Origin of the sequence: Rhizomonospora bruguierae (genome assembly GCF_018397995.1) — a bacterium.
Lineage (GTDB): Bacteria > Actinomycetota > Actinomycetes > Mycobacteriales > Micromonosporaceae > Rhizomonospora > Rhizomonospora bruguierae.
Genome location: NZ_BBQH01000079.1, coordinates 18,389 through 35,197, shown reverse-complemented (window position 1 = coordinate 35,197; position 16,809 = coordinate 18,389). Strand labels below are relative to the sequence as shown.

Sequence of the window (16,809 nt, the reverse complement as noted above, 5' to 3'; positions counted from 1 at the left end):
CCGGTCAGGCGCCGGCCGCCGGGCCGCTCTCCTCCGGTGGCGTACCCGCCGGCGCGGGCGATGCCGGCTTGCGCCCGGCCCGCTTGCGCCCGCCCCGCCCACGCCCGGCGGGCTCCGGTTCGCGGACCGACGGCTCGGGCTCCCGCCCCGGCAGGGCGGCGGCAGCGCGGACCTCGGGCGGCGCCTCGATCGGCCGCTGGGCGGGCACGGCGACGCCCGGCAGGGCCCTCGGCGCCGGCTCGCGGCTGCCCCACGCGGCCACCAGCACCGAACCGGCCAGGCCGGCGATCAGCGCGTACGGCGCGACCAGGTAGGCCGAAAGCTGCTGGTTGCGCACGCCGACGAGGTTCGGCGCGGTCAGGAAGTACGCGGCGGCGACCAGGAGCGGGCCGACCGCGCCGGAGATGGCCACACCCACCCGGCCGTCGCCCCGGCGGGCCGCCGGCCAGGCCGCCAGCGCGCCGAGGACGAGCGCCGAGAGCACGGACAGCGCCATGCCGGGCAGGTACAGGTTGCCGAACCAGTAGCCGTCGCGCTCGCTGGTGAACTGCCAGACGCCGAGGTGGGCGGTGCCCAGGCCGCGACCGGCGACCACCCCGTCGATGACGGTGACCACGGCCAGCAGCCACAGGTACGCCACGGTCACGACGGTGTTCGCGGCGACCGCCCGGGCGGCGAGGGCCGGGATCGCGACCAGCAGGCCGGCGATGACGCCGAGGATCGCGTACCCGGCCGCGATGGTCTGCGGGGAGAACGTGTCGGCGCGGGTGGCCGCGCGTGCCGGTACCGCGATGAGGGCGACCGTCACCAGCGCGCCGACCGCCGCGGCCAGCGCCAGCGCGATCCGCCAGAGGGTGGCGGTGAGCGGGGTGCCGGGACCGTCCGGGGTGGTCGACTCCGCCGAGCTGAACCGGCCGGCCAGCACGGCGCCGACCACGGTGGACGTGGCGGCGATCCAGGTGGCCCAGCCGAGGCTGGCCACCCAGGCGGCCTCGGCGGCCCCGTTCGAGGCCGGCAGCCAGGCGATGATGCCGAGCCCGTAGCCCAGCCCCAGTTGAGCGGCGCCGGCGCCGGCGGCGGCACCCACCGCGACGGCGATCGACCCGCCCCAGCCCTGAACGGCCCACCCTCGTACGGCCATGCGGGGCACTGTAGCGGTCGGCCGCCGGCCGGGCGAGTTGGACGAATCACCACCGCGCCCGCTAGCCTGCCGGCCCCCGCCGTGGCCGGTGCCCGTAGCCCGGCGAGTCCCGCCCGTCGGGTGCCCCGTCGTGATGTCATTAGCCGGACAGTCGGGTTTGGCGACGCGCCGCGGGTGGCGGCCCGCGCCGGCCGGAGGGGCGAGGCGATGGGCGAGGAGCAGGGCGGGCAGCGGCGCGGCGAGGACGCCGAGCCGGCCGGCGGCGAGCAGGGCCCGGCGGCGGACCGCGACGGCACCGGCGAGCGGGCCAGGGACGAGGCCCGGCCGCACGGCCCGTCCGGCGACGAGACCGCCCAGCCCGGGCCGGTGGCACCGGGGCCATCCGACGAGACCCGGCGGCACCGCCCCCTCGATGAGACCCAGCGGCACGGGGCCTTTGACGAGACGCAGCGGCACGGGGCTTTCGACGAGACCCAACGGCACGGGGCTCACGACGGAACCCAGCCGCACGGGGCTTTCGACGAGACGCAGCGCTACGCGGCGTACTCGGGCGCCGACGAGCCGACCGATCCGGAGGCCACCCGGGTGGTGAACGGGCCGCCGGCCCGGGAGACGGCCGCGACGGCGCCGATCGCGGGCGGGTGGGCCGCGCGGGCGCCCATACCGCGGCCGGGCGGCGAGCCCATGGTGGAGCGGCGCGAGTGGATCGAGCAGCAGGAGCCCGCGCCGGGCCGGCGGTGGTGGATACCGGCCGTGGTCGCGCTGGTGGCGCTGCTGCTCCTGGCGGTGCTCGGGTACGGGTTGTGGCTGCTGCTCGGCGAGGGCGGCAACAAGCCGTCCCCACCCGCCGCGCCGACGGCGACGGCGCCACCCCCGCCGACGCTGCCGGAGACCACGCAGCCGCAGCCGCAGGTGCCGACGGCGCCGACCGCGACCACCCCGGCGGGGGTCGTGGTGCCGCGGCTGGTCGGGCTGTCCGAGGCGGACGCCCGGGCCACGCTGGACGACGTCGGGCTCACCTTCCGGCTCGCCTTCGAGGAGAACGGCGGCTTCCCGCCGGGCAGCGTGGTGCGCACCGACCCGCCCGCCGGCACGATGCTGCCCCGGGGTGACGAGGTGACGCTGATCATCGCGACGCCGCCGCGGACCGTCGAGCCGACCGTGACGACCGAGCCGCCGACCACCGCACCGCCGACCCCGACCGCGACGGGCTAGCGCGTCAGCGCGCGTGGACGCGGGCGGCGCCGGGCCCGCGGGTGGCCTGGCGGATCGCCGGCTGGCGGGCGTTGCGCATGCGCGGGTCGGGGGCCGAGCCGACCTGCCGCAACCCGCCGATCTGCACGAAGATGGATCGGCGGTCGACCGCCTCGCCGTCGGCGTTGAGTTCGTACCCGTCCAGCCAGACCCAGCCGTCGTAGGTCGGCCAGTCGTGCACGCGGATGACGCGGAAGAGCATGGGTTGGGCGAACTGGACGCTCGCCGCGCGGGTGATCTGTAAGACGTCTCCGGACCGGGGAAGCACGTCAACTCCTGTCCCACAGAACTGCCCGGGCGCGTCGGGGGGCTACGCCCGGACCCGGCCGAGGGCCGGCCACGTACCAAAGAACGGCGCCGTAACCCGCCGTGCGTGCGCGGCTGACCCACCGTACCGGCGACGTGGCCGCGATGCCCGCCACGGTGCCCGCCGCCGGCCGGCGCCAGAGATCAGCCAAATCGTTATTGAGATAGATCCGGTGACCCCTGCCGGCCGTCGAGACCGGAGTGCCCGCCCGGAGTCCGTGCCCGGTATGGACGGTTACATCAGCATTCGCGGGTGGACTCGGAAACGGTGCGTGATCCATACCGTACGGACAGCCTGCCGGAATCGTAGGATCAATGCAACTTGCATGGGGAAGGTGTCCCTCGACCGCCGTCACCGCGGTCGCGCTCGGGTTGATGCGTCGCGGTCTCGTCGGCACACTGATCGCGCTCCGCGGATCGACGCGTCAGTCCGTGCCAGCCGACCGTGCGCTGGCGACGGTCGATCCGGCCCAAACCGGCGCAGCGGCGAGGGCCCCTTCATCGTGCACCATGCCCTCCGGCATCCGTGGAGGTTTCCGGTGACCGACCGCCGTAGTCCCACGATCAGGCGACGCCGCCTCGGCGCCGAACTGCGCCGCCGCCGCGAGGCGGTCGGCATCACGATCGAGACGGTGGCCGACCGCCTGGAGTGCTCGGCGTCCAAGGTCTCCCGCATCGAGACCGGCCACACGAGCGCGACCCCGAGGGATGTCCGGGACATGCTCGGTATCTACGGCGTCACGGGCGAGGAATGCGAGGAACTGGTTCAGATCGCCCGGGAGGCTCGGCAGAAGGGCTGGTGGCACCCGTACAGCGCGGTGCTCACCGGCGCATATGTGGGCTTGGAGGCGGCGGCGGGCTCCGTCCGGGCGTACGAGCAGCAGGTCGTGCCCGGCCTGCTGCAGACGGAGGCGTATGCCGGTGCGATGATCCGTGCCGCCCGCCCCGACATCTCCGACGATGAGGTGGAGCGCCGGGTGCGCGTCCGATTGGGTCGCCAGTCGTTACTGTCCCAGGACGATCCGATCAACGCCTGGGTCGTGCTCGACGAGGCGGTGCTGAGCCGGCCGGTCGGTGGGGACGAGGTCATGCGTGACCAGATCCGCCGGTTGGCCCGGGCCGCCGGCCTGCCGAACGTGACGCTTCAGGTGCTGCCGTTCGAGGTGGGCGCGCACGCCGGGATGGATGGGACGTTCGCCATCCTCGATTTTCCCGAGGCGGGTGACCCGAGCGTGGTGTTCGCCGAGAACGCCACCGGCGGCCTCTTCCTGGAGAAGGCGGAGGAACTGCGCAAGTACGAGTTCATCTTCGAGAACATCCAGCGGGCGGCTCGGCCACCGCGGGAGTCCGAAGCCATTCTGACAAGACTCGCTGAGGAGCCATTGTGGAAGTTACGAGCAAAGGATACCGGATCGACCTAGATCAGGCCGTGTGGCGCAAGAGTACCCGAAGCGGACCCAACTGCGACAACTGCGTCGAGGTGGCGTTTGTCTCGGGTGCGATCGCCGTCCGGGACTCGAAGAACCCGACCGGACCCGCGCTGATCTTCACGCCCGACGAGTGGGACGCGTTCGTCGACGGCGCCAAGGACGGCGAGTTCGACCTCTGATTGTCTGACTGATCCGGTTGCTCCCGTGGCCGAGCGGCCCGCCGCCTCGTTGTACCGGGCGGTGCGGCCCTCGGCCCGGCCGCGCGGCTTTCGGCGAGCAGAGGCAGGCGAGGACGCATGACGATCGGCCCGGAGAATCTCGGAACCGGCCCGATGGCCCAGGATCGGTTCGCGGCACCGCTGAACGACTACCGCGGAGTGCGCCGGGACGGGCCGGACGGTGCCGATTCGGCCGCCGGTCCGCGCAACGGTGGGGGGCCGGGCATGGAGCCCTCGATGCTGCCGTCGTTGTCGATGGACGGGCTGGCGGAGCCCGGGTACCCGCCGGCGGACTGGCTGGACTCGCCGGCGCCGACCGGGACGATGGCGGACCACCCGCTGCTGCGCGGCCTGCTGCTCGAACTGCCCCCCAAGGGCATCGCCCCCGACCAGGCGTGGCTGGACCGCTGGTTCGAGGCCGCCCGGTCGATCCTGGAGTTGCTGTACGAGCAGGAGGCCCTCCGCCGCTGACGCCCCGGCGTCACCTCCGTCGAGCGGCCCCGCGTCGACTCCGGCCACGCCGCTCCGGGTCGACTCCGGCGTCGCGTTCCGGGCGTCGCGGCGTGAATCCGGCGAGCCGTTACCGGCTGAGCGGCCGGATCGCCACCCGCGCGGGCGCGAGGCGCAGCGCACCCTCGGCGAGGATGCTGTGCCGCACCGAGTGGCCGATCGCGGTGGCCAGCCCGGCCGCCGCGACAAGCGTTCCCGCGACACCCAGTCCGACCAGCGGGTGCGGGCCGAGCGTGCTTGCCGCCACACCGAACGCGGCGAGCGCCGTCACCTGGATGGGCGCCGCGAGCAGCGGGCGGGCGGCGGCCGCGCGCAGCCCCGGGCTGGCCGGTGCCGCCGGGGCGGTGGTGAACGCGTCGGCGTAGGACCGGACCCGGGCCAGCAGCGCGAAGGCGGTCGCGCCGGCCAGGGCGGCGGGGGCGCCGAGCAGCAGCGCTCGGGCGCCGGTCACCCCGGTTGCCGCGCCGGCGGCCAGCACCAGGACCACCCCGGTCCCCCCGGCCGCGACCAGGGCCGAGAGCCAGCGCGTGCGGCGGCGCAGCGCGCAGGCGGTGCGGGTCTGCGGCAGCGCGCCGGCGAGCAGGGCGGCGCCCGTCCACGCGGCACAGACGCTGAGCACGAGCAGGTCGGCGGTCATGGACACAGCCTGCACCCATGCGGGTTCGTCGGCATCCGGGGGGCTCCCTGGCGTACCCCTCGCCGGGCTCCCCTAGGGGCCAACCAAATTGTCCGTAGTGACGTGATCTATGCATTTGCAGCTCTGCCTTGGTCGGTCGTTCGACCCATAACCTGTCCTCTGATCGGCCAAACCCCCGTCCACCGGCCAGTGCCACGAGCGCGGCCGCGGCCAGGGCCGATCAGAGGGGAGAAGGGGAGATGACGCTCCCGACCGCGTCCACCAGACGCACGATCCTATGGGGACTGGCCACCACCGTCACCGCCCTGGTGACGGCCCTGGCCGGCACCCCGGCGTCCGCCGAGCCGCCGCACGGGGAGATCCGCAACGCGGGCGGCGCCGAGGCGGTGCCGAACAGCTACCTGGTGGTGTTCAAGGACGCCGCCGTTGACCGGAGCCGGGTCGCCTCGACCGCGGGCGATCTCACCCGCCGGCACGGCGGCGCGGTCGCCCGCACGTACAGCGCCGCGCTGCGCGGCTTCGAGATCAGCGGGAACGCCACCCAGGCGGCGCGCATCGCCGCCGACCCGGCGGTGGCCTACGTCGAGCAGAACCACGTCCTGCACGCGCTGGGCACCCAGGCGAACCCGCCGTCCTGGGGACTGGACCGGATCGACCAGCGGGACCTGCCGCTGGACAACTCGTACACGTACCCGACCAGCGGGGTGGGCGTGCACGCGTACATCATCGACACCGGCATCCGGTTCAGCCACAGCCAGTTCGCCGGGCGCGCCACGAGCGGCTTCGACGCCGTCTCCGGCGGTACCGCCGACGACTGCAACGGGCACGGCACGCACGTGGCCGGCACCGTCGGCGGCAAGGACTACGGCGTCGCCAAGGACGTCGCGCTCGTCGGCGTGCGGGTCCTCAACTGCTCCGGCAGCGGGACCACCGCCCAGGTCGTCGCCGGCATCGACTGGGTGACCGCCCACGCGATCAAGCCGGCCGTGGCGAACATGAGCCTCGGCGGCGGCACCGACAGCACCCTCGACGCGGCGGTCAGCCGCTCCATCGCCGCCGGGATCACCTACGGGATCGCGGCCGGCAACGGCAACGCCCTCGGCGTGCGGCAGAACGCCTGCACCACCTCGCCGGCCCGGGTGCCCGAGGCGATCACGGTCGGTGCGACGCAGAGCAACGACGCGGCGGCCAGCTTCTCCAACTACGGCACCTGCCTCGACATCCTGGCGCCGGGCGTGAACATCACGTCGTCCTGGTACACCAGCGACACCGCGACCAACACGATCAGCGGGACCTCGATGGCCACGCCGCACGTGGTCGGCGCGGCCGCGCTGCTGCTGGAGGCGAACCCCGGCTGGACGCCGCAGCAGGTCCGGGACGCGATGGTGGCCAACGCGACCAGCGACCACGTGACCAACGCCGGCACCGGCACCCCGAACAAGCTGCTCTACGTGGGCTCCGGCGGCACCACGCCGCCCCCGCCCCCGCCGCCGACCGGCTGCACCGGCACCAACGCCACCGGCGTGGCCATCCCCGACGCCGGTGCCGCCGTGACCAGCGCCATCACGATCTCCGGCTGCGGCCGGGCCGCCTCGGCGACCTCGACGGTGGCGGTGAACATCCGGCACACCTACCGGGGTGACCTGGTCATCAACCTGCTCGCGCCGGACGGCTCCAGCTACCGGCTCAAGAACAGCAACCTGTCGGACAGCGCGAGCAACGTCAACACGACGTACCCGGTGAACCTGTCCAGCGAGGCGGCGGACGGCACCTGGCGGCTCCAGGTGCAGGACGTGTACCGGGTGTACACGGGCACCCTCGACAGTTGGACCCTGACCGCCTAGGCCGGACCGGTACCCGACCTGGGGAGGTCGACGGCGGCCCCGGTGCACCCCCGCGTACCGGGGCCGCTACCCGTCCTCCACCTCGAACCGCGCGGACGCGGGCGGCGGGCCGGCGCTCAGGTGCGCCGCGTCACACGCTGAACGTGGAGGGACGCTCGTCGGACGGCGCGGGCGGCTCGGCGTCCCACAGTTTCGTCTTCTGGGCGCCGAGGCGGGCCAGGTACACCGGGTTGAGCACCACGTACCGGCGCCAGAGCCGGCGCGGTTCCAGGCCGAGGCGCCACAGCCATTCGAGGCCGGCGCGCTGCATCCAGCCGGGCGGGTGGCGCAGTTGGCCCGCGTGATAGTCGAAGGCGGCGCCGACCGCCATGAGCGGCATGTCCAGCAGGGGGCGCATCGCGTACGCGAAGACCTCCTGGCGCGGGCAGCCGAGGCCGACCAGGACCACGCGGGCGCCGGACCCCTTGATCCGCTCGGCGATCTGCTCGTCCTCGCCGGGCTGGACCTGCCGGAACTTCGACGCCTCCACCCCGGCGATCTTGAGGGCGGGGAACATCCGCTGGAGCCTCGGCGTCAGGCGTTCGAGGGTCTCGCCGGTGGAGCCGTACAGGTAGACCGGCAGCCCTTCGGCGGCGCAGCCCTCGAGCACCTTCAGGGTCAGCGTGGGGCCGTAGACCCGGTCCCGGAGCTTGGCGCTGTGCAGCAGGTTCAGCGCCCAGCGGACGGGCTGACCGTCCGGGGTGACCAGGTCGAAGGAGTTGAGCCGGGCGTTGTGGGCGCGGTCCAGGACCCCGGTCATCACGCCGTGCACGGCCAGCGCGGTCAGCGCCAGCGGGCGGTGCTCCCGGGCGGCGGACAGCACCTGGGCGGTCGCGGCCTCGTAGTCCACGGCGTCGACCAGCACGCCGAGGACGTTCCGCTTGCCCAGCCAGATCACGCCGGCACCCACGTCCCGGCGTTCGCCTCGTAGATCTCCTGGAGGATCATCGGGATGTCGTACCGCTGCTTCCACCGCGGATAGTCGCGCTGGAACGCGGCGTTGGAACCGATCCACCACTGGTGGTCGCCGACCCGGTTCGCCTCTTGGTACTCGGTGATCATCTCGTGCCCGGTGATCTTCTCTGCCAGCGCGAACGCCTCCAGGTGGGAGGCGTTCGAGTGCCGCCCGCCGCCGAGGTTGTAGACGGCGGCGACCCGGGGGGCGCGGAAGAACTGCTCGAACGCGGAGACCACATCGGAGCTGTGGATGGCGTCCCGGACCATCTTGCCCTTGTACCCGAAGATCTTGTACGTGCGCCGCTCCATGTTGCAGCGCATCACGTACGCCAGGTATCCGTGCAGTTCGGTGGCGGAATGCGCCGGGCCGGTCAGCGTGCCGCCCCGGAAGCACACGGTGCGGATGCCGAAGTAGCGGCCGTACTCCTGGACCATCACGTCGGCGGCGACCTTGGAGGCGCCGAACACCGAGTGCAGACAGGCGTCGATGGACATGTCCTCGGTGATGCCGCCCTCGTACGGGTGACCCGGCTCGATCTCCCAGCGGGTCTCCCGCTCGACCAGGGGCAGACTGTTCGGCCGATCGCCATAGACCTTGTTGGTGGAGCAGTGGATGACCGGGGCCTCGGGGCAGTGGTCGCGCACGTTCTGCAGGATGTTCAGCGTGCCGCCGGCGTTGACGTCGAAATCCGTGTACGGGTCGCGGAGGGCCCAGTCGTGCGACGGCTGCGCGGCGGTGTGGATCACGACGGCGATGTCCCGGCCGTACCGCTTGAAGATCTCCGCCAGCGCGGGCCGGTCCCGGATGTCGGCGTCCAGGTGGGTGTAGGCGGGGCCCAGGTCGGCGGCGAGGCGGCGGACGTTCCAGGCGGTGGACGCCTCGGCGCCGAAGAATTCGCGACGCATGTCGTTGTCGATGCCGACGACCTCCAGGCCCAGGCCGGCGAAGTGGCGCGCCGCCTCCGAGCCGATCAGTCCCCCGGATCCGGTCACCAGCGCGACACTCACACGACACTCCCGGTTCAGGCTTTGGGCAATCGGCGGAAGCATAGCCGAAACGAAAAAGGCCCCCCGGTGACGACCGAGGGGCCTTGCGGTGGGGAAGGGGGGAGTTGAACCCCCACGCCCTTTCGGGCACACGGACCTGAACCGTGCGCGTCTGCCATTCCGCCACTTCCCCGGGCGGTGAACCGGGACCAGAGTAGTCCCTGTCCCATTGGGGTGCGACACAGACTACTGTAGTACCTGGCTACGGCCGCGAACCGGTGTGGCGCGCGGCGGCCCCGGAAGCGTAGCACGGCCGGGCAGCGCGCCGCCGCACCGGGAAAGGGTGCGGCGCACCGCTGGTCAACCGGGGTCTCATCGGACCCGGCCATCGTGCGCAGACGGCGTGGGCGGTGGCCGGATACCATCATGACCTCGGAACCCGAGGAGGAGCCGGTGAGCGTGCTGCAGCGCTTTGAGAAGCGCCTGGAAGGTCTGGTCGAGGGGGCCTTCGCCAAGGTGTTCAAAGGGGTCGTGCACCCCGTGGAGATCCTCAACGCCATGCAGCGGGAGGCGGAGGCGCACAAGGCGATCCTGGCCGGCGGGCGCACTCTGGTACCGAACCGCTATGTGATCGACCTCTCGCCCTACGACCACAGCCGGCTCGCGCCCTACGCCGCTGCTCTCGCCCAGGAGCTGGCGCAGTCGCAGGCCGAGTTCATCGGCGAGCAGGCCTGGACCGTCTACGGCGACGTGATCGTCGAGATCGAACGCGGCGACGGCCTGGACACCGGCATGTTCCGGGTCACCGCCGAGGTCTACACCGGCGGGGACGTCGCGCCGGTGCAGCAGCCCGGGTACGACGCACCACCCCAGTACGCGCCCTACGACCAGGGCGGGTACCCACCGCAGGCGCCGGTCTCCGGCGGTGGCCGGGGCACCGTGCGGCTGGTCTCCGGCGACGGGCGCACCTACCCGCTGCAGATGGGCTCCACCGTCATCGGCCGCGGCGATCAGGCGAACCTCCGCCTGCCCGACGTCGGCATCTCCCGCCGGCACGCCCGGCTCGACTACGACGGCGCCCAGGTCGTCCTCACCGACCTCGGCTCCACCAACGGCACCATGGTCAACGGCCAGCGCGTCTCGGCCGTGGCGCTCAACCCCGGTGACATGATCCAGCTCGGCACGACCACGCTGACGTTCCGCGTGGACGGCTAGCGTTGCCCGCATTCGTCGTCGCCGTCGCCCGGCTCGGGTTCCTGGTGCTGCTGTGGATCTTCGTGTTCACAGTGGTGGGCGTCATCCGGCGGGACCTGTTCGCCGGTGCGCGCTCGTCCCGCCTGGTGGCGGCGCCCCGGGGGGTTGGCGCGTCCGGCGGCGCGGCGAGTCGGCCCGCGAAGGTCAAGCGCGGCAAGGCGGCACACCAGTTGGTGGTGACCGCCGGCCAACTGGCGGGCACCCGGATCACCCTCGGCGAGAACCAGATCACGATCGGCCGCGCGGAGGACTCGACCCTGGTGATCACTGACGACTACGCCTCGGCCCGGCATGCGCGGCTGGTGCCCCGCAACGGGCAGTGGATGATCGAGGACCTTGGCTCGACCAACGGTACGTACCTCGATCGCGCTAAGGTCACCGGACCTACCCCCGTCCCCCTCGGCGTGCCGATCCGCATCGGCCGCACGGCCCTTGAGTTGCGACCATGACCCTCACTCTGCGTTACGCGGCCCGCAGTGACCGCGGCCTGATCCGAGACGGAAACCAGGATTCCGTCTACGCCGGGCCGCGGCTGCTCGCCGTAGCCGACGGCATGGGCGGCATGGCCGCCGGTGACGTCGCGAGCAACATCGTCATCGCCGCGATGGCGCCGCTGGACGAGGACGTACCCGGCGATGCGCTGGTCGACGCCCTGCGCGGCGCGGTCGACCTGGCCAACCAGCAGCTACGGGACACCGTGGACGCCAATCCCCAGATGGAGGGGATGGGCACCACGCTCACCGCGACGCTGTTCTCCGGCTCCAAGCTCGGCATGGTGCACATCGGGGACTCCCGCGCGTACCTGCTGCGCGACGGGGAGTTCTCGCAGGTCACCAAGGACGACACGTACGTACAGATGCTGGTCGACGAGGGCCGGATCAGCGCCGAGGAGGCCAGCAGCCACCCGCAACGGTCGCTGCTGACCCGGGCGCTGGACGGCCGGGACATCGACCCGGAGTACAGCGTCCGGCAGGTGCTGCCGGGCGACCGGTACCTCATCTGCAGCGACGGGCTGTCCGGCGTGGTCAGCGCCGAGACCATCGCGGAGACAATGCGCGACTACGCCGACCCGCAGCAGTGCGTGGAGCGGCTCGTCTCGCTGGCCCTGCGCGGCGGCGGGCCGGACAACATCACCGTGATCGTGGCCGACGCCACCGACGAGGACATCGTCGAGGAGACGCCGGTGGTCGGCGGGGCCGCCGCCCGGGACCGGGGCATGTCCCCGGCCGCGACGCTCGAGTCCACCCCGGCGGCGCGGGCGTCGGCGGCCCTGGCCACGCCCCGCCCCGCCAGCCCGGATTCGGACGGCGCCGGACGGTCCGACGAGGAGCCCGACCGGCCGCGCCGGCACCCGGTCCGCACCACGATCCTGCTCGCCCTGCTGCTCGGCCTGCTCGGCGGCGGCCTCTGGTACGGCTGGACGTTCACCCAGGCGCAGTACTACGTGGGCGCCACCGACGAGGGCAAGGTCGCGGTGTTCCGGGGCGTCCCGGGCCAGATCGCCGGCCTGCAACTGTCCAGCGTCCACGAGACCAGCGACACCCGGATCGAGGACCTCACGGCGGCCGCGCAGGACACCGTGAAGAAGGGGATACCGGCCGACAGTGAGGCGGACGCCGAGCGGCTGCTCACCGAGTTGACCAACGACATCCCCGGCAACCCGAACCTGAAGCCGACCTGCCCGCCCGAGCCGACCGCCACGCCCACCGCGACGCCGCCACCCCCGGCGAGCCCCACCCACACGCCACCGGCCCCGACCGGCGCGCCGGAGGGCAGCGCCTCGCCCAGCGTCGACGGGAGCCTCGGCTCGCCCTCCGACGTCGAAGCAACCACGACCGCACCGACGCCGCCCGACGGCTGCCGGTGACCCGGCGGATTCCCGCGGGGAACCACCGGCCGACGAGGAACTCGAGGATGTCCCTGTGACCGCCCCCGCCGCCTCGGCGCCGCCGCCCGCCCAGCCGGGCGCCGCGCCGCGCCCCCGCCGCGGCGGGCGCGGCCGGCGCAACGCGGAACTGGGCCTACTCGTCCTGGCGATGGTGCTGGTCGCCGCGTACGGGGCGGCGGTGCAGGCGAGCATGCTGGACACCATCACCGGCACGTTCTGGGTGCCGGCGGCGGTGCTGTTCCTGACCTTCTTCGCGCTGCACCTGGTGGTGCGGTTCCTCGCCCCGCACGCCGACCCGGCGCTGCTGCCCGCGGTCGCCCTGCTCAACGGCTTGGGCGTGGGCTTTCTGCGCCGGCTGGACCTCGGCGGGCAGGAGGCGGCCCGGCGCGTCGACTACCCGGTCTTCGCCGGGGTGGGCGGTCGGCAACTGGCCTGGACGCTGATCTCGGTGGTGCTCGCCGCCGCGCTGCTGGTGGTGGTCCGCGACCACCGCATGGTCTCCCGGTACGCGTACACTCTCGGCCTGGTCGGCATCGTGCTGGTGATCACCCCGGCGGTGCTGCCGTCCAGCATCTCCGAGGTCAACCACGCCAAGCTGTGGATCCGGTTCGGCAGCTTCTTCTCCATCCAGCCCGGCGAGTTCGCCAAGCTGGCGCTGCTGTCCTTCTTCGCCTACTACCTGGTGCGCAAGCGCGAGGTGCTGTCGCTGGCCAGCAAGCGGTTCCTCGGCATCGACTTCCCGCGCGGGCGGGACCTGGGCCCGGTCGTCGCGGTCTGGGCGCTGAGCCTGCTGGTCCTCGTCTTCGAGAAGGATCTCGGCACCTCGCTGCTGTACTTCGGCATGTTCGTGGTGACGCTCTACATCGCCACCGAGCGGGTCAGTTGGCTGATCATCGGTCTGCTGCTGTTCTCCGGCGGTGCCTTCCTGGCGTACCTGCTGGGGCACAGCATCGGCGGCCCGTTCCTGAACTTCGGCCAGCGGGTCGACACCTGGTTGGACCCGTTCGCCGACCCGTACGACAAGGGCTGGCAGCTCACCCAGTCGCTGCTCGGGCTGGGCACCGGCGGGCTGTTCGGCACCGGGCCGGGCGCCGGGCAGCCGAACCTGGTCGAGGAGGTCAAGAACGACTTCATCTTCGCCGGCATGGGTGAGGAGGTCGGGCTGTTCGGCCTCTCCGCGCTGCTCGTGATCTACCTGCTGATCGTGGCGCGCGGGCTGCGGGCCGGCCTCGCGGTGCGGGACTCGTTCGGCAAGCTGCTCGCCGGCGGCCTGTCGTTCACGCTCGGCCTGCAGGTCTTCGTGATCGTGGGTGGGGTGAGCGGGCTGATCCCGCTGACCGGCCAGACCACCCCGTTCCTGTCCGCCGGCGGCTCCTCGCTGATGGCGAACTGGCTGCTCGTCGCGATGCTGCTGCGCATCTCCGACGCGGCGGGGCGGCCGGCGGGCGAGGGCGCCGCGGGACCGGTCCGGTCCAGCGGCACGGGATCGGCGCCGATGCGGCTGCACGGCGCGCCGACGGAGGTGATCAACCGGTGAACGCTCCGCTGCGGCGGGTCGGCGTCGTCGCCATGATCCTGTTCGGGTTGCTGTTCGCGAACCTGAACTGGGTGCAGGCGTACAAGGCCGACGAGTACCGCAACAGCGACTACAACGGCCGGGTGCAGGTCGCCGAGTACGAGCGCGAGCGCGGCAAGATCGTGGCGGGCGGCAAGGTGCTGGCGCAGAGCAAGGCCACCAACGACGACCTGAAGTTCCAGCGCACCTACCCGTTCAAGGAGACGTACGCGCACGTCATCGGGTACAAGCCGGTGAACCTCGGCGACATCGCCGTGGAGAACTACGAGAACGAGTTCCTCGCCGGCACCAGCGACAGCCTGTTCGGGGAGCGGTTCCGGGACATGTGGCGGAACAGCAAGTCCCCGGGGGGCAACGTGCTGCTCACGCTCTCACCGACCGCGCAGGAAACGGCGGTGCGGGAGTTGGCGAACAACAACGTCGGCGCGACCCGCGGCGCGGTGATCGCGCTGAACCCGCGCTCCGGTGCGGTGCTCGCCATGGCCTCGATGCCCAGCTTCGACCCGAACCCCCTGGTCAGCCACAGCACCAAGGCGGCCCAGGCGGCGTACGACAAGCTGCTGGCCGACCCGAAGAAGCCGCTGCTGAACCGGGCGCTGGCCGAGACGTTCCCGCCCGGCTCCACGTTCAAGGTGATCGACTCGGCGGCGGCGCTGGAGGCGGGGCTGACCGCCCAGAGCGAGCTGACCGGCGGCTCGACGTACAAGCCGCCGGACACCAGCCAGGTGATCGGCAACGCCCCAGGCGTGACCTGCCCCAACAAGATCACTCTCAAGCAGGCCCTGACGGTCTCCTGCAACACCGCGTTCACCCGGCTCGCCGTGGAGAAGCTCGGCGCGGACACGCTCAAGCGGAAGGCGCAGGACTTCGGCTTCGGCGACGGTGACCTCCGGGTGGGCCAGCTCGACGACGGCGGGGTGCGCGTCGCGGCCAGCCAGACCGGGGACATCAAGGACCCGGACGGCACCGACGACCTGCCGGCGCTGGCGCAGTCCGCCATCGGGCAGGCGAATGTGCGGATGACGCCCCTGCAGGGTGCGCTCATGGCCGCCACGGTCGCCAACGGGGGCAGCCAGATGCGTCCGTACCTGGTGCAGGTGCTCCAGGGTCCGGACCTGACCACGAACCACTACACGGCGAGCCCGCGCGAGCTACGCCGGCCGGTCGACCCGCAGGTCGCCGCGACCCTGCAGGACATGATGATCTCCGTCGTCGAGAACGGCAGCGGCCGGAAGGCGCAGATCGACGGGTACACGGTCGGCGGGAAGACCGGCACGGCACAGGCCGGGGAGGGCGTCGAGAACCACGGCTGGTTCATCGGCTTCGTGAAGAAGGGCGACGAGCCGATCGCCGCGGTGGCGGTCCTGCTCCAGAACGCCGGCCAGGGCGGCAGCGCGGAGGCGGCGCGGATCGCCGGCCAGGTGATGAAGTCGATCACCCGGGACCGGGGGAACGGTTGATGCTGAGCCCCGGAGTGTCGCTGGGCAACCGGTACCGCCTGGACGAGCGGATCGCCGGCGGCGGCATGGGCGACGTCTGGCGCGGCACCGACGAGGTGCTCGGCCGCACCGTGGCGGTGAAGGTTCTGCTCCCGGCGCTGCTGGAGGAGCCGGGCTTCGCCGAGCGCTTCCGGGGTGAGGCGCGCACGATGGCGACCATCAACCACCCCGGCGTCGTGGACGTCTACGACTTCGGCAGCGACGACTCGGTCGCGTTCCTGGTGATGGAGTACGTGGAGGGCGACGCGCTGTCCCGCACCCTGGGCCGGGTCGGGCGGCTCACGCCGGCCCGCACGATGGCGCTGGTCGCGCAGGCGGCGGACGCGCTGCAGGCCGCGCACGAGAAGGGCATCGTGCACCGGGACGTGAAGCCGGGGAACCTGCTGGTCCGCCCGAACGGGACGCTGGTGCTCACCGACTTCGGCATCGCCCGCTCGGCCATGGTGGCCCAGCTCACCGCCGCCGGGTCGGTGCTCGGCACCGCGTCGTACATCTCGCCGGAGCAGGCCGCGGGCGCCACCGCCACGCCGTCCTCCGACGTGTACGCGCTGGGCGTCGTCGCGTACCAGTGCCTGTCCGGCCACCGGCCGTTCGACGGCGACAACCCGCTCGAGATCGCCATGAAGCACGTCCGGGACGCGCCCCGCCCGCTGCCCGGCGACATCCCGCCCGCCGTGCGGTCCATCGTGGACCGTGCGATGGCGAAGGACCCGGTGGCCCGCTGGCCCAGCGCGGCGACCCTGGCCGCGGTGGCCCGGCAGGCGGCGGCGACCCTGGCCCCGGTGGCCGGCCGGCCGGCGGCGGCACCGCACCCGACCTCGCCGCGACCCACGTCGCCGCAGCCGGGCCCGACCACGCCGTACCCGGGCGCCGCGTCGGTCCGCCCCCACTCCGGGGCGCCCGCCTCCCCGGCGCCGCCGTACCCGCCGCCCGGTCACCCGGTGACGCCCGGTGCGTCGGTCGTGCCGGCCGTACCGGCGCCGGCGAACGCGGGATACGCTCGCGGCGCGGCCGCGGTGCAACCGGGGCCGCAGCGACCGTACCCGCCGCCCGGCGGCCCGGCCGCACCTCGGGCCCCGGGGCGGAACGGGCTGCTGATCGCGGCCCTGATCCTGCTGGTCATCGCGGTACTCGGCTGCGCCGGCCTGCTGGGCTACCTGAGCCGGCGGGGTGGCAGCGGGCTCGGACCGACCGGTGGCGCCATTCCGGCCGCGGCGGGCCGGGATGGCATGTTTGACGGCGGAACCGTGCGATGAGTGAGCGCGCGGG

Annotated in this window: 16 protein-coding genes and 1 tRNA gene; 11 read left to right on the top strand and 6 right to left on the bottom strand. The window is 73.0% G+C overall.

Features of this window, described 5'->3' with window-relative positions; genetic code table 11:
* Positions 1–4: 4 nt before the first annotated feature.
* On the bottom strand, positions 5–1,141 hold the full coding sequence (locus KJS59_RS26045; RefSeq protein ID WP_213455720.1) for a hypothetical protein: 1,137 nt from the start codon (positions 1,139–1,141) through the stop codon (positions 5–7).
* Positions 1,142–1,348: 207 nt separating this feature from the next.
* On the opposite strand from KJS59_RS26045, the gene KJS59_RS26040 reads away from it, so the two are divergent.
* On the top strand, positions 1,349–2,356 hold the full coding sequence (locus KJS59_RS26040) for a PASTA domain-containing protein (protein ID WP_213455717.1): 1,008 nt from the start codon (positions 1,349–1,351) through the stop codon (positions 2,354–2,356).
* 4 nt (positions 2,357–2,360) lie between these two features.
* On the opposite strand, the gene KJS59_RS26035 is transcribed toward KJS59_RS26040, so the two are convergent.
* Positions 2,361–2,663 (bottom strand): hypothetical protein, encoded by a 303-nt coding sequence (locus KJS59_RS26035; protein ID WP_213455715.1) that lies wholly within the window; start codon positions 2,661–2,663, stop codon positions 2,361–2,363.
* Positions 2,664–3,240: 577 nt separating this feature from the next.
* Between KJS59_RS26035 and KJS59_RS26030 the strand changes: the two genes are divergently transcribed.
* The 3 genes from KJS59_RS26030 (at position 3,241) to KJS59_RS26020 (ending at position 4,820) form a co-directional block, all read left to right on the top strand.
* Positions 3,241–4,122: a helix-turn-helix domain-containing protein gene (locus KJS59_RS26030; protein WP_213455713.1), complete on the top strand. Its 882-nt coding sequence runs from the start codon at positions 3,241–3,243 to the stop codon at positions 4,120–4,122.
* The gene (locus KJS59_RS26025) at positions 4,086–4,310 is read left to right on the top strand and encodes a DUF397 domain-containing protein (protein ID WP_213455711.1); all 225 of its coding nucleotides are present in this window, start codon (positions 4,086–4,088) and stop codon (positions 4,308–4,310) included. The genes KJS59_RS26030 and KJS59_RS26025 overlap by 37 nt, the downstream gene beginning before the upstream one ends.
* Before the next feature lie 117 nt (positions 4,311–4,427).
* Positions 4,428–4,820 carry a hypothetical protein gene (locus KJS59_RS26020; RefSeq protein ID WP_213455709.1) on the top strand — a complete coding sequence of 131 codons (393 nt, stop codon included), beginning with the start codon at positions 4,428–4,430 and terminating at the stop codon, positions 4,818–4,820.
* A 109-nt stretch (positions 4,821–4,929) separates the two neighbouring features.
* On the opposite strand, the gene KJS59_RS26015 is transcribed toward KJS59_RS26020, so the two are convergent.
* The gene (locus KJS59_RS26015) at positions 4,930–5,496 is read right to left on the bottom strand and encodes a hypothetical protein (RefSeq protein ID WP_213455707.1); all 567 of its coding nucleotides are present in this window, start codon (positions 5,494–5,496) and stop codon (positions 4,930–4,932) included.
* Positions 5,497–5,735: 239 nt separating this feature from the next.
* On the opposite strand from KJS59_RS26015, the gene KJS59_RS26010 reads away from it, so the two are divergent.
* Complete coding sequence (locus KJS59_RS26010) at positions 5,736–7,340, top strand: S8 family peptidase (protein WP_213455705.1); 1,605 nt, start codon at positions 5,736–5,738, stop codon at positions 7,338–7,340.
* A gap of 130 nt (positions 7,341–7,470) precedes the next feature.
* Here KJS59_RS26010 and KJS59_RS26005 read toward each other — a convergent pair whose 3' ends face one another.
* From KJS59_RS26005 to KJS59_RS25995, 3 genes are all read right to left on the bottom strand, one after another.
* Positions 7,471–8,274, bottom strand: a complete 804-nt coding sequence (locus tag KJS59_RS26005) for a WecB/TagA/CpsF family glycosyltransferase (protein WP_376771275.1) — start codon at positions 8,272–8,274, stop codon at positions 7,471–7,473.
* Entirely contained in the window at positions 8,274–9,344 is a 1,071-nt protein-coding gene (locus KJS59_RS26000) for an NAD-dependent epimerase/dehydratase family protein (protein ID WP_213455701.1), read from the bottom strand. Before KJS59_RS26000 ends, KJS59_RS26005 begins: the two co-directional genes overlap by 1 nt.
* Before the next feature lie 89 nt (positions 9,345–9,433).
* A tRNA-Leu gene (locus KJS59_RS25995) sits at positions 9,434–9,516 on the bottom strand.
* A 233-nt stretch (positions 9,517–9,749) separates the two neighbouring features.
* On the opposite strand from KJS59_RS25995, the gene KJS59_RS25990 reads away from it, so the two are divergent.
* The 6 genes from KJS59_RS25990 to KJS59_RS25965 are packed head-to-tail and all read left to right on the top strand — an operon-like array spanning position 9,750 to position 16,796.
* On the top strand, positions 9,750–10,538 hold the full coding sequence (locus tag KJS59_RS25990) for an FhaA domain-containing protein (RefSeq protein ID WP_213455699.1): 789 nt from the start codon (positions 9,750–9,752) through the stop codon (positions 10,536–10,538).
* A 2-nt stretch (positions 10,539–10,540) separates the two neighbouring features.
* Positions 10,541–11,026, top strand: a complete 486-nt coding sequence (locus KJS59_RS25985; protein WP_213455697.1) for an FHA domain-containing protein FhaB/FipA — start codon at positions 10,541–10,543, stop codon at positions 11,024–11,026.
* Positions 11,023–12,444 carry a PP2C family protein-serine/threonine phosphatase gene (locus tag KJS59_RS25980; protein WP_213455694.1) on the top strand — a complete coding sequence of 474 codons (1,422 nt, stop codon included), beginning with the start codon at positions 11,023–11,025 and terminating at the stop codon, positions 12,442–12,444. Before KJS59_RS25985 ends, KJS59_RS25980 begins: the two co-directional genes overlap by 4 nt.
* 55 nt (positions 12,445–12,499) lie before the next feature.
* A complete protein-coding gene (locus tag KJS59_RS25975) occupies positions 12,500–14,002 on the top strand; it encodes an FtsW/RodA/SpoVE family cell cycle protein (RefSeq protein ID WP_376771272.1) in 1,503 nt (500 codons plus the stop codon).
* Positions 13,999–15,501 carry a peptidoglycan D,D-transpeptidase FtsI family protein gene (locus KJS59_RS25970; protein ID WP_213455692.1) on the top strand — a complete coding sequence of 501 codons (1,503 nt, stop codon included), beginning with the start codon at positions 13,999–14,001 and terminating at the stop codon, positions 15,499–15,501. Before KJS59_RS25975 ends, KJS59_RS25970 begins: the two co-directional genes overlap by 4 nt.
* Positions 15,501–16,796, top strand: a complete 1,296-nt coding sequence (locus tag KJS59_RS25965; protein WP_213455690.1) for a serine/threonine-protein kinase — start codon at positions 15,501–15,503, stop codon at positions 16,794–16,796. The genes KJS59_RS25970 and KJS59_RS25965 overlap by 1 nt, the downstream gene beginning before the upstream one ends.
* The last annotated feature ends 13 nt before the right edge of the window (positions 16,797–16,809 follow it).

What these genes read in the sequence shown, in the direction of transcription:
- KJS59_RS25980 (WP_213455694.1), top strand. Translation starts at nt 11,023, where the DNA reads ATGACCCTCACTCTGCGTTACGCGGCCCGCAGTGACCGCGGCCTGATC.
- KJS59_RS26015 (WP_213455707.1), bottom strand. Translation starts at nt 5,496, where the DNA reads ATGACCGCCGACCTGCTCGTGCTCAGCGTCTGTGCCGCGTGGACGGGC.
- KJS59_RS26040 (WP_213455717.1), top strand. Translation starts at nt 1,349, where the DNA reads ATGGGCGAGGAGCAGGGCGGGCAGCGGCGCGGCGAGGACGCCGAGCCG.
- KJS59_RS25990 (WP_213455699.1), top strand. Translation starts at nt 9,750, where the DNA reads ATGACCTCGGAACCCGAGGAGGAGCCGGTGAGCGTGCTGCAGCGCTTT.
- KJS59_RS25965 (WP_213455690.1), top strand. Translation starts at nt 15,501, where the DNA reads ATGCTGAGCCCCGGAGTGTCGCTGGGCAACCGGTACCGCCTGGACGAG.
- KJS59_RS26045 (WP_213455720.1), bottom strand. Translation starts at nt 1,141, where the DNA reads ATGGCCGTACGAGGGTGGGCCGTTCAGGGCTGGGGCGGGTCGATCGCC.
- KJS59_RS26010 (WP_213455705.1), top strand. Translation starts at nt 5,736, where the DNA reads ATGACGCTCCCGACCGCGTCCACCAGACGCACGATCCTATGGGGACTG.
- KJS59_RS26020 (WP_213455709.1), top strand. Translation starts at nt 4,428, where the DNA reads ATGACGATCGGCCCGGAGAATCTCGGAACCGGCCCGATGGCCCAGGAT.